Here is a 12,477-nt window from a genome sequence, read left to right as displayed (position 1 = left end):
CTTTTTAGGATCGTTAAATTTCCGTTTTATAAATAATGAAAATATCACCACTAATAATATTGTACGGTCTAGAATTATTTCTCCCTTGCCCGCTATCAACTCGAGCATGATCGAGTGAGATCGTTCGAGCTTCTTCATCAGAATCGAATGTCATCAAGATATTATCGCGAACATTTTTAATCACGGTCCAATGGTTATACGCACGTTCCGCTGAACAATACTCATAACCAAGTATACATACTTGTCCGCGTCTATAATTAGCTGATGATAATGTATCAAGTACGGTTTTTCGGTTACGCTCTTTATCTTTTATCCAGAAAGGAATATTAAAACCAAACTGATAAGGCGTTCCATTCTTATCATCAGTAAAACTATAATCCTTATTTAGCAAACTGATGACCCGACTTAGCGTGTTTTTTATCGTACCGCGCCTCGTGCCATCAACAAATCCCATCGGATTTCCGTCAGACAGAAAAGCGCTCAACGTGATATAGAACAACTCTTTTTGCTCTAATTCTGGCTCCAGCACATGCAGTGCATTCACGATCGCATAAAAACCACATGCACCATCCAATTGCCCCTGTTTTGCCGGACGACGATATACAGCCATCGTTCAATCTCCTCACATTACACTGCTTGTTATCCTTTCAATAACGTCAACACCGTTTGCGGCACTTGATTAGCTTGGGTTAATAACGAAGACGACGCCTGTTGTAGTATTTGTGCGTGAGTCATATTGGCAACCTCGACGGCATAATCCGCATCTTCTATTCGGGAACGAGAAGTTGCCAGATTTATACTGGTCTGGGTATTGCTCTGAATCAGCGACTGTAATCGATTCTCCAGCGCCCCCAGTTCACCCCGTTTGGCATCAACCCGAGAAATGGCCTGGTCGATAACGGCCAGAGGATCGGGTGGATTGCGCAGGCGTTGCGCCACATCGGCTTCACGCAGCGTCAATATAGAGCGGTTATTTTCGACGTTAGTCGAAACGGAATACGAGAGCGGGTAATACAACACGACTTCCGCCGCACCATTAACGGTTTGCAGCATGTATTGACCATTCTGATTGCGAATGACCTTAGCCGTTTTATAAGCACCGTCACCATTAACATATTCACCAATGTGAAAAATATAATCACCGTTCTCGTCAGAACGCATCACATCAGTAGAGGTTCCGCCGGCAAGCTCCACATAATTGACCTGAACATTGTTATTCTCAGGGTCAAGATGCGCCACGGATGAACCGCTGACATAGGGTTGGTCGCTTACTGAAATCACCTGGCTGCGATCCGATGTCACGGCAATCGAATTCTGGGCACCGCCGGTTTTAATAGTGACATCGGCGCGATAATAAGCATATTGCCCGGCGCTGATCTGCTCCTCGACGTAGTAATACCCGCCCAGATGAACCAATTCCATGTTGGCATTGCCGGTTTCATCTGTTCCATCCAGCGTAAGGCTATAGTCGGCGCTGGCTTTGGATACAGAAGGCGCATACTCCAGCGCGCTGGATATGCCGCCAGGCATATCAGCCTGCGCCACACGCGTATTCGATACCGCCTGAGCCGCGATCTTATGCTGATCGCCATAAACCGTCAGTTCGGCTTCATAGTAATACGCCCCGCCATTGTACTGATGCTGGATCCAGTATTTACCGCCAGAGCGGACGATACCGGGTTGAGTCAGAGATAACGGATCGCCATTGCTATTCAGATAGCTTCTGCTGGAGAGCGATTCACTGGCCGTGTTACTAATGATGGCGCTGCTGACGCCCAGGCGTACATTATTCAGCAAGGTATCGGTATCGTGGGATGCGCTGATCGACACATTCATCAGTCTTCCACCCGAGCCATCCAGTTGCACCACATCCCGACTGCCGCCGCGTGAGGGCGTTACCAGATTGGGGTTGTTATCCGAGGGGACATACGCCACCGTCGTATAGGTCGCGTCGTCCAGATTAATGCGGCTGGATGTTCCCGTCAGCGAAGAAACCGGCGTAACCCTGCCCGGCGTTCCCTGAACCGTCATGTCGAGCAACCCCAGTTCCTGTACGCTGAATCCGGGCGGTCCCAGATCAATATCCAGCGTTTCATGATCGTGGGCGCCAACCTGCAGCGACTTGGTGCCGCCATTACCGTCCAATAGCGGAATACCATTGAAAGAGGCCCACTGATTCAGGCGGTCAATCTCTTTAAGATTCAGATTGATTTCGGCCTGAATGCTGTCGCCGGTTTCACCTGCATAGGTGTCGTTCAATCCCTGAACGGTCAGTTCACGGACCCGTTGCAGGCGATTATTGATTTCATCCAGAACGCCTTGTGCCGTCTGGGATAATGAAATACCGTCATTGGCGTTGCCCGCGGCCTGGCTCAGCCCTTTAATATTGGCGGTGAGACGATTGGCGATCGCCTGCCCGGCGGCATCGTCTTTAGCGCCGTTGATACGCAACCCAGAGGAAAGTCGTGCAATAGCGGAACTCAGAGAGGACGTCGTCTTGTTGCCGTGTTTTTGAACCGTAAGAGAAAAAAGATTGGTATTGATAACCGCCATCGGGGCCACCTTGCTCAATTTTTTATTTTAGGTAAATCTCTTTCCTTCATCGGCACAGGGGAAGGAAACTTTAGAAAAATTAACATTGAAAACCCTACAAAAAAATAGGTTCGTATCTTGAGGGTGCATATACTATTTATCAGTCGCTCCCAAAAATATCTCGCGTATAAACCTTTTCTATCACATCGTTTAAATCAGTAGACATTCTATTTGCCAGAATAACATCTGAGCTTTTTTTAAATTCCAATAAATCATTAAGCACCAGGGAGTGAAAAAACTCGGTCTCCAGCATCGCTGGTTCATAAACAATAACACGAATACCCTTTGATTTTATCCGTTTCATTATCCCCTGAATAGCAGAAGCTCTGAAATTATCAGATTCAGCTTTCATCACCAGTCGGTAAATGCCAACGACGCTCGGATTCATTTTTATTATTGATTCCGCAATAAAATCTTTACGTGTACTATTAGCTGCTACAATAGCCTGAATGATGTTATTCGGCACGCTGGCATAATTCGCTAATAATTGCTTTGTGTCTTTGGGAAGGCAATAGCCACCATAACCGAATGAAGGATTATTATAGTGATTGCCAATTCTTGGATCCAGACCTATTCCCTCGATGATCTGTCTGCTTTGCAGGCCTAAAGACTGAGCATAGGTATCTAACTCATTAAAATAAGCAATTCGCATTGCCAAATAAGTATTCGAAAATAATTTAATCGCTTCTGCTTCTGTAGACTCAGTGAATAAAACAGGAACATCTTTTTTAACTGCTCCCTGTAATAATAACTTAGCAAACTGCTCAGCACGCTCGGAACGTTCACCCACCACAATACGTGATGGATAAAGGTTGTCGTAAAGGGCTTTCCCTTCTCTTAAAAATTCAGGTGAAAATATGATATTATCCGTATTGAATTTACTTTTTATTTCCTGCGTATAACCAACCGGTACCGTTGACTTAATCACCATCACCGCATTGTGATTGAAAGACAGCACCTGCCGTATCACTGATTCGACAGAATCCGTATTGAAATGATTTGTTTTCGGATCATAATCAGTAGGCGTGGCGATAATAATAAAATCTGCGTCTTGATATGCGGTTGACGCATCCAATGTTGCTTTGAAATTCAATGCCTTATGATGAATGAAATCTTCAATCTCTTTATCAACGATAGGAGACACTTTATCATTCAACATTGCAACCTTTGCAGCTACAACATCGACAGCAACAACTTCATTATGCTGAGCCAAAAGCATCGCATTGGACAATCCAACATACCCTGTTCCGGCAATGGCTATTTTCATGATAGTCTTATCCTGCAATCGCTGAATTATACTTTGAATATACATCGTATTAACATGCCCCCCCAAAGAAAACATGTTAATACTTACATAGAACTATGTATTATGCTTTTTCAAATAAGTATGTTGCCGTCGCATTGAAACGCTTAGTCGCAGTATATCCAAAACTTGATAAAAAACCTTTTATTGCATCAAATTCAGATTTAGTTGCTGCTTCTGCATATATCACCGGTCCATGGAGTTCAAGAGTGTTCACTGCTCCTCGTAACACCTCCATTTCCATGCCTTCAACATCAATCTTAATGACTGATATCGAACTTAGTGGCTCATTCTCAATTATAGTGTCTAAAGTGGATATTCTAATACCGCCTGCCCCACTAATTTCTAGTTTGGTCATGCCAATATTCTTCTCATCCACCATACCTAGCCTAGCAGTGTTTTCTTTACTACCAAGTCCCATTTGAAATGCCGTTACTTTGTCACCAATTGAGTTTAATTTTATATTTTTCACTAAAGTATCATAGACATCTTTTTGTGGTTCAAAAGATAACACTCTTTCCGCTCCACAAAATAAACCGAAATAGACAGTGTGATTACCAATATTAGCGCCGATATCGATAATAGCAGCCCCTTTTTTTGTTCTCGAGGCTATATCCACTAGCATTTCCGATTCATAAAAACTTTTATTGGCTCTAATTACATTCTGTATATAATCAAGCTTATTAGGCAGATACATGTAGACAAGTTTATTTACATGAGAAAAAGAAAAAACATTCTCATTTTCTGATAAATTACTGTCATCAACAGAACCATTATCCTCCACGAATCCATAGTGGCGAATCATGTTGTTGATATTTTTATCATTCTGCCCTTTTAATAAATTTTTATGCCACAACGCTTCCGACTCAACACTAACCCATTCTCTCAAGTCCATTTTTTCATCAATCACTTTAAAGTTAATACCTTTTAGTCGGCACATCCAATAAAGCCATACATCATCAGTACCAGAGCATAATTTTTGAAAAATCTGACTGTTAATCACATCCTTATAAAAGCAGTGTGGTGGGTAAAGCACCCCAGCTCCAGAGGTTGGAAACAACAGGCAAGAATATTCTGGCTCGGTGTTTTTGCTATCCCAAATCCATTTATTATAAGAAATTGGTAAATTATCTCTATCAAGTACAATTTGATGCGCCCGCCATGCCACTACGGTTTTATAATTTCCGTCCCAAGCATCAATCAGCTTTTCCAACCAATCAGTTTTATACTGGAGATCATCATCTGCGGTAATAATAAATACGTTAGGATCTTCAACAAGCGTAGGAACAATTTTCTTATATGAACGAATATCCTCACAGAATTTTATCTCAAGTCCCTGAGAGCGAAATGCAAGCACCTTTTCAGGTAACTGAGAACGTTCAGATTTCGCAATCCATAAAATAATTTTATCTGGCTTAACGGACTGCTTAAGCAAGCAATCCAATGTCATGTGAAGCGTTTTAAAACGCTTATGATAAGATGTCAAACTAACGATAAGCTTTTGCGGCAAAGAGTGTTTTTTCACCGGAGGAGTGTTTATAAATACTGTTTCATTAGCATAAGTATTCGCACGAACGATTGAATCCATTGCCAGTATGGAATAAGTCAAATCGTGAATGCTGTAGACGGTATGCAGAATAAAGGCCAGCTTTTCACGCTGTTCTGAAGAAAATGATTTTAGACGAGCATCATCTGGCACATATACCGCGATAGCCGAAATCATTTTTGATGACGCCAGCGTTTTCTGCTCATCAATCGTAACAGGCTGAGCATATTCAATATTTTTCAGCGTATGGAAAACAAAACCATAATTCGTCAACAACGCGGTAATATCACCGAACAGTAGTTGATCCTGATGCGTTTGTGTAAAGGTGATACGCACCTGAACAGCAAGGCAGCCCGACAGAATACGCTCACCATGAGCAATGGCTTTTCTGATATCATAGCGGTTATCCAAAATAAGCCAGTCAAGATGATCCAGACCATGGATATGATCGAGCTTTGACGTTTGCGCAACTATCTCAGCAAGTACTTGTTTTCCAGTAATCTTTTCTTGTAGTTCTCCATTTATTGTTAATGGTTTCAGATCACTACTGTATTCAGGGGCAAGACACATAGAGACAGGCGTCGGATTACCGTCACCCAAGCCATGTAATTTGATGTGCTGTATGGATTTTTTACGCAGCGGCAAATGTTTTTCTTCAACCGCACCGATGATATCCATGATAACAAAGTGGAAAGCGTCGGTAGCGGTTAAATTAATAAAATTTGAACCGGTAACCATGCCGCCGCCATTATCAATGGTAATAACTTTGCCAGGCAGTTGGAAACTGAAGCCGTCCGATACGTTATTATTACCCAGAGCAATCGCATCGACAGGGTGCTGCAATGTAACTGGCTGATTATCATCATGGAAATAAGGCGAAAAATCACTACTCAGCGTCAATGCCTCCGGCTCTTTCCCTTCACAATAACGCTGCCATATTGCGCGCATGGCATCAGAGAAATGTTTGGCGAAACGTTTACCGTCACAGACGGGAGACGAAAGTAATATATCTCGCAGGTGCTGACGAATAACGCTTAAACTATCTAAATCATTCGCAATCCCTACGGTGATATTAATATATTGCTCCCAGTCATTGGCGACCAGTTCCGGCATACCGGCATTAACCAAATGAGAAGCGGAATGGCGACCGGCAAATGTCGGCCCAGGTAAAGTAACAACGGGTACGCCCATTGCCATCGCTTCACAAGTGGTCAGCCCGCCGGAATAAGGCCATGGGTCCAGGGCGATATCGACGTCGTTGTAGCTGGCTAACAGTTCCTTATGCGGCGATGATCCTTCAACTCTAACGCGTTCACGAACAATTCCATATTTCTCCAACGTGGCATAAATACGTTCACTCAATGACTGATTTTTATAGTTAAAACTTTTCAAAAATAACCGCGAATTCGGAACTGCGTGTAAAATAATGGCCCATTGCTCCAACAAGACATCATTTATTTTCGATGCGTTATTAAAACATCCAAATGTGATATATCCCTTGCTTGTCGCCGGCAGACCACTAATCGGCGGCAAATAATGAGGAGGATCATAACAGATATAGTCATCCGGCAGGCGAATCAACTTTTCAGTATATAACGCATCCACCCCTGGCGGCGTTTCCACATGGTCGCTTAACAGATAATCCATCGTTTCCAGACCGGTACTGCTAATCAACCCTCCCACCCACTTTATTTGAATCGGCGCGGGAGCCAGTTGCATGGTCAACATACGGCTATTGGCGTTATAGCCGCATAAGTCGAACAATATATCAATCTTATCCTCACGGATTATTTGCGCCAGCGCATCATGGGGAGTATCGGCAATCACTTTCCATTGGGCGCAAATACCTTGTATTTTTTGCGTGATATGATCTTCGCTATAGTTAGTGCTATAGGCGTAAAGCTCTATTTGTGATTCCGGGATATGCGCCAGCCCTATAGTAATCATATTCCCCACTGGATGAGAACGAAAACCATCGGAAATCATGCCAATACGCAACCGTTTATTAGCTGTTTTATTCTCGGCAATAGCACGACGCACTTTCTCAGTAGGTTTAAAGATAGGCTGCCATGACTTACATAGCGCTAAAATCTGTTCAGCCGTTCTTTCGGGGTGATAGTGTGCGCCGACAATGCGGTTAAAAAATGGAGTGGGATTGTTTTTAGTGGTTGTCTCGCCCTTTTGATAAACCGCATCCATCTCGTCAAAATATCCGAGATCCTGCTTAATCATCCCCATATTGCTCCAATACAGCCAGTTGCCGGGATCCTCTTTTATCAATTCTTTGAAGATCTCCTCCGCCTGTTCATATTTTTTCAACTTCTGCAAAACCGTCGCCTGAGTCGACCGCAAAGGCCTTGATTCCGCCTTCGCTACCGTCTTTATTACATCAGATAAGTATATTTCCGCTTCTTCCAGCCGTTCTTTGCGGTACAGCAAATCCGCCTTGGCATGCAAGGCCTCAACATACGATGGGTAAAGTTTCAGCGCCTCGTCAATATAGCGCTCCGCTTCAAAAAAATTACCGAGCTTTTGCTGTGCTCTTCCTGCAATCACCAGCAGCAACGGATTCTGAGCATCTTTTTGTAACAGTTCCGTTACTAACCGCAAAGCCTTTCCCGGCTGCGTTGAAAGCCACTCTGCCGCCAATTTGATTTTCTTATTCACTGCAGAATGTGTGTTTTGCTGCTTGGCAACGAAAGCTTTTGCGGACGACTTTTTCATATTGAGCGCTTCATCATAGGGATAACACCGGCATACCATATCAGGATCTGATTCAGATATACCTGTCTGGAGAACTTCTAGTATAAAGAACATAAATAAAAATAGCGGGTATAAAACCCGCTATTTTTTACGCTATTTATTACGATTGATGCGACTAGATTATTGCAGCAGAGACAGTACGGTCTGCGGAACCTGATTAGCCTGAGCCAATACGGACGTACCTGCCTGTTGCAGAATCTGGTTTTTGCTCATGTTGGATACTTCCGTCGCCACATCCGCATCTTCAATACGGCTACGGGCGGAGGTCAGGTTGGTTACCGTGCTGTTCAGATTGGTAACGGTGGATTCAAAGCGGTTCTGGCTTGCACCCAAGCTGCTACGCAGGGAGTCAACGTCGGAGATGGCTTTATCAATTTGAGCCAACAGACCGCTTGCAACCGTTGCGGTTGCAGCCGTTGCGCCGGTAGCAGCATTATAAGTCTCCAGAATACCCACAGAACCAGCACCGGTGCTACTTTCAGTGATATTGGACAATCTAGTATTTCCAGCGAACAGCGTCGTGGAATCGATTTTCTTCAGGCTGATATCGATGGTTTCATTATCATTCGCGCCAACCTGGATAGACAGATTTTGGGCGGTAGCCAGTACTTTCACGCCGTTAAACTGAGTCTGTGCGGAAACGCGGTTGATTTCTTTTACGCGGTCAACGATTTCGTTGTTGATGGAAACCAGGTCATCCGCAGAGTTAGAGTCGTTGTTTGCCTGCACGGTCAGTTCACGGACACGTTGCAGGTTGTTGTTGATTTCGTTCAACGCACCTTCAGTGGTCTGAGCGATGGAGATACCGTCGTTGGCGTTACGGGCAGCCTGAGTCAGGCCTTTGATATTGGCGGTAAAGCGGTTGGCGATCGCCTGACCTGCGGCATCGTCTTTGGCGCTGTTGATACGGTAGCCGGAAGACAGACGTTCAATAGCCGTCCCCAGTGCAGACTGAGATTTGTTCAGGTTGTTTTGAGCTATCAGCGACAGGCTGTTAGTATTAATGACTGCCATAATTATGTTCCTTAATTGCAATTCAAGTCGGTTTAGGTTCGGGCTGTAGCCCACGGCTTTCATCACCGTCCTAACCTGTATCGGCACCCTTGAAAGAAGCTTTAAAATTATTTTCAGAAAAAATCCCGTCAGACAATTTAATGCGGTACCGTTATTTAAATCGCCGTAATGATTGAATACACTGTAATTACCGCCTGTTTTTTCTTTTATGGGTAAAGCTAAACTTTCCACTTGTATTGCCGATACCCTTTCCACGACATGTGAAATATTTTATAAGGAAGCATAATGGCCAGCATCAGTTTCACCGGCTCTACCAGCGGCTTAAGCGATATCCTGTCTCAATTGACGACCAATGAGCAAACGCGCCTTACCCCAATCAAGACCCAGCAAACGCTGTATGAAAACCGGGATAAAGCTTTCGACACGCTGAAAACGGCGTTAACCAAACTGGAGTCCGCCAACGAAGCGTTGACCAAAGCCAGTTCAATCAATAAAACAACGGTCAGCAGCACCAATAGCGCTTTTACGGCTACCACAACCAGCAGCGCGTCTTCCGGTTCATATAGTATTGAAGTCAATAGCCTTGCCACCGCACATTCATTGCTTTCGTCTGAATTCACCAGCAGTACCGATAAGCAGGGAGAAACCTCAGGTGGAACCCGAACGCTGACCATCAGCCAGCCGGGACGTGAAGAACCGCTGGAAATTACGCTTACCGACAGCCAGACCTCGCTGGAGGGGATCCGTGACGCAATTAACAAAGCGGATAGTGGGGTCGGCGCCAGTATTATTAAAGCGGATGATGACAGCTATTATCTGGCCATCACGGCGAAAGAAACCGGCACTGACGCCAAAATAAGCATTAGCGTCACCGGTGACGACACGTTGAACAGCAAGCTCAACTACTCCGCAGACACCAATAGCGGCGCCCTGACGCAACAAACCGCCGCGCAAAACGCCGAAGTCGTTATCAACAGCATTACTGTAACACGTCAGAGCAATACCATCACCGATGCCATCGACGGCGTATCGCTGTCGCTAAAAGCGAAAACCACTTCCGGCTCGCCGGAAACGCTTGATATTGCCAGCAATATAGAACCAATGCAGAAAGCTATTCAGGAATGGGTGGATGCCTATAACTCGCTGCAAACCACGATCGGCACCTTAACAAAATACACCGCCGTTGACTCCGGCGCCGATGCGCAAGACTCAAGTAATGGCGTGTTACTTGGTAATAGCACGTTACGTAATATTCAGAACAAGCTGAAAACACAGATCTCCAATGCCCAAGGCGGAATGGATATTAGCACCCTGAATGAACTCGGGATTAAGCAAAATGCCACTACCGGGGTACTGGAAGTCGACACGGAAAAACTGCAAACAGCACTGAAAGAAAAATCCGGCAGCGTGACGGAGTTCTTTGCGGGCGACGGGAAAACCACAGGTTTTGCCACCCAGGTTCATACTTATCTGGATAATGTTCTGGATTCTAAAGATGGTGCTATCCAGGCTGCAAAAGACGGGATTGCCTCCACGCTAAAAACATTACAGAAGCAGTATGACAATACGCAAGTCAGCATCGAGGCCACCATCGCCCGATATAAAGCGCAGTTCACTCAGTTAGATACGCTGGTTTCGCAGATGAACAGCACCAGTGATTATCTGACAACGCAACTCGCCGCATTAAGCAAAACCAGCAGCAGCTAAGAAGGAGCCGCGATGTACACTAGAAACGGCAGTCAGGCCTATGCGCGCGTGGGCCTGGAAAGTGGCGTAATGAGCGCCAGCCCTCATCAATTGATTGTAATGTTATTTGACGGGGCGAAAAGCGCGATGGTCAGAGCACGCATTTTGATACAACAAGGCGACATCGCCAATAAAGGTATTGCCTTGTCTAAAGCAATCGACATTATCACTAATGGACTTAAAGCCGGTTTGGACGTAGAGAAAGGCGGTGAGCTGGCGGAAAATCTGTCGGCGTTATATGACTATATGGCGCAGCGGTTGATGATCGCCAATCTGCATAACGACATAAAAGCTATTGAAGAAGTGGAGAAGTTGTTGGAAAACATTGCCGATGCCTGGCGTCAGATTGGTCCCAACTATCAACCGGCACAGGAAGCATAAAATGGACAATCTCCGCCAACTTCTTAAAGATTATAAGCAACTGCAATCCCTCAGCAGAAAGATCCTTGGTCTTGCCTCTGGCGGGCAATGGGACGAGTTGGTTGATCAAGAGATTATTTATATTCAATCCGTCGAGAAATTGAGCACAACGCCCATTCCGACCAATTTAGATAGCGTTATGCAATTGCATTTTCGCCGAATTTTACAGGAAATTCTTGAAAATGAAGCGCAGATAAAACAACTGCTGCAAAACAGAATGAATGAGCTGAGTTCGCTAATGGGCACCTCGCGTAAACAGCATACCGTCAATACGGTATATGCCCAGTTTGCCGGACAAAAGCTACTACCTGGCGACCTAGACAAAACCGTAAAATAGAAAACTGAATCCCGCCTCTGAAACCAGCAAACGGATAAGCTGGTTTTTCAGCGTAACATGAAAATACCGCGAAACCTGCCGTTGATTAAACGACGGGATACCACTGGCAACGGATTAGGAAGCCACTGGCCTGACCGAAGAAGAGCTGGAAAACATCCGCCACTGAGCGACCTGTAATGAACTCGACAACAGGATAATGGCTTAACTTATAAATAAATTGATTATTATCCTACACACTCATATTCATCACTTCCTGGTATGCCGAAACCAGTTTATTGCGCACCTGAATGCCCATCTGCATGGATATTGAGGATTTTTGCAGATCGACCATCACGTCATTCAGCGCTACGCCGGGCTTGCCCAGGGTAAAAGCCTGCGCCTGCGCACGGGACTGCTGCTGCACTTCGCTGATTTTATCGATTGCCGACCTGAGCTCGGTGGCGAAACCGGGTTCTACCGCAGGTCGGGAAACCGACGTGTTTGCAGCCTGCAAAGCGTTAACCTGCAATTGCTGTAATACCCCTTCGATACCTTGAACGGACATATCCCCTCGCTAATTATAAAGTACGTTATTTTCATTGCCGCAAACGGCGATAGTTGAATGAAGTGAAGCGGTTACCGGCGATATTACGTCGTGAAATCAGCGGATCTTTGCTATCGCTACTTTAGGTCAAACACCCTATCACATCCTTTTTGTACTAAATCGCCCAATTAGCGTGAAAAAGAGGGGCTTATCGACCCATCGATTTTTCTTTT

The 12,477-nt window shown here is 44.9% G+C and carries 9 protein-coding genes; 3 read left to right on the top strand and 6 right to left on the bottom strand.

Translation table 11 applies throughout. The features are described 5' to 3' along the window. Positions 1-13: 13 nt before the first annotated feature. From ABRZ28_RS11610 to ABRZ28_RS11590, 5 genes are all read right to left on the bottom strand, one after another. Positions 14-610 carry a hypothetical protein gene (locus tag ABRZ28_RS11610; RefSeq protein ID WP_330520320.1) on the bottom strand — a complete coding sequence of 199 codons (597 nt, stop codon included), beginning with the start codon at positions 608-610 and terminating at the stop codon, positions 14-16. A 29-nt stretch (positions 611-639) separates the two neighbouring features. Next, positions 640-2,553, bottom strand: a complete 1,914-nt coding sequence (locus ABRZ28_RS11605; protein WP_330520319.1) for a flagellin N-terminal helical domain-containing protein — start codon at positions 2,551-2,553, stop codon at positions 640-642. Positions 2,554-2,692: 139 nt separating this feature from the next. Further along, positions 2,693-3,859, bottom strand: a complete 1,167-nt coding sequence (locus ABRZ28_RS11600) for a nucleotide sugar dehydrogenase (protein WP_330520318.1) — start codon at positions 3,857-3,859, stop codon at positions 2,693-2,695. A 100-nt stretch (positions 3,860-3,959) separates the two neighbouring features. Next, entirely contained in the window at positions 3,960-8,165 is a 4,206-nt protein-coding gene (locus tag ABRZ28_RS11595; RefSeq protein ID WP_330520317.1) for an FkbM family methyltransferase, read from the bottom strand. Between the two features lie 159 nt (positions 8,166-8,324). After that, positions 8,325-9,218, bottom strand: coding sequence for a flagellin N-terminal helical domain-containing protein (locus ABRZ28_RS11590; RefSeq protein WP_330520316.1), 894 nt, complete (start codon positions 9,216-9,218; stop codon positions 8,325-8,327). Positions 9,219-9,503: 285 nt separating this feature from the next. Here ABRZ28_RS11590 and fliD point away from each other — a divergent pair, with 285 nt between their 5' ends. Genes fliD through fliT form a run of 3 tightly spaced genes read left to right on the top strand, consistent with a single transcriptional unit; the run spans position 9,504 to position 11,721 of the window. Next, positions 9,504-10,925 (top strand): flagellar filament capping protein FliD, encoded by a 1,422-nt coding sequence (gene fliD / locus ABRZ28_RS11585; RefSeq protein ID WP_330520315.1) that lies wholly within the window; start codon positions 9,504-9,506, stop codon positions 10,923-10,925. A 12-nt stretch (positions 10,926-10,937) separates the two neighbouring features. Further along, the gene (fliS, locus tag ABRZ28_RS11580) at positions 10,938-11,345 is read left to right on the top strand and encodes a flagellar export chaperone FliS (RefSeq protein ID WP_330520314.1); all 408 of its coding nucleotides are present in this window, start codon (positions 10,938-10,940) and stop codon (positions 11,343-11,345) included. 1 nt (position 11,346) lies between these two features. After that, on the top strand, positions 11,347-11,721 hold the full coding sequence (gene fliT / locus ABRZ28_RS11575) for a flagella biosynthesis regulatory protein FliT (protein WP_330520313.1): 375 nt from the start codon (positions 11,347-11,349) through the stop codon (positions 11,719-11,721). Between the two features lie 229 nt (positions 11,722-11,950). Here fliT and fliE read toward each other — a convergent pair whose 3' ends face one another. Next, positions 11,951-12,265, bottom strand: a complete 315-nt coding sequence (gene fliE, locus ABRZ28_RS11570) for a flagellar hook-basal body complex protein FliE (RefSeq protein ID WP_319602864.1) — start codon at positions 12,263-12,265, stop codon at positions 11,951-11,953. Positions 12,266-12,477: the final 212 nt, after the last annotated feature.

This window comes from Brenneria sp. g21c3 (assembly GCF_040240345.1).
Taxonomy (GTDB): domain Bacteria; phylum Pseudomonadota; class Gammaproteobacteria; order Enterobacterales; family Enterobacteriaceae; genus Brenneria.
The sequence above is the reverse complement of the archived record's forward strand: the minus strand, read 5'-3'. Positions and strand labels throughout refer to the sequence as shown.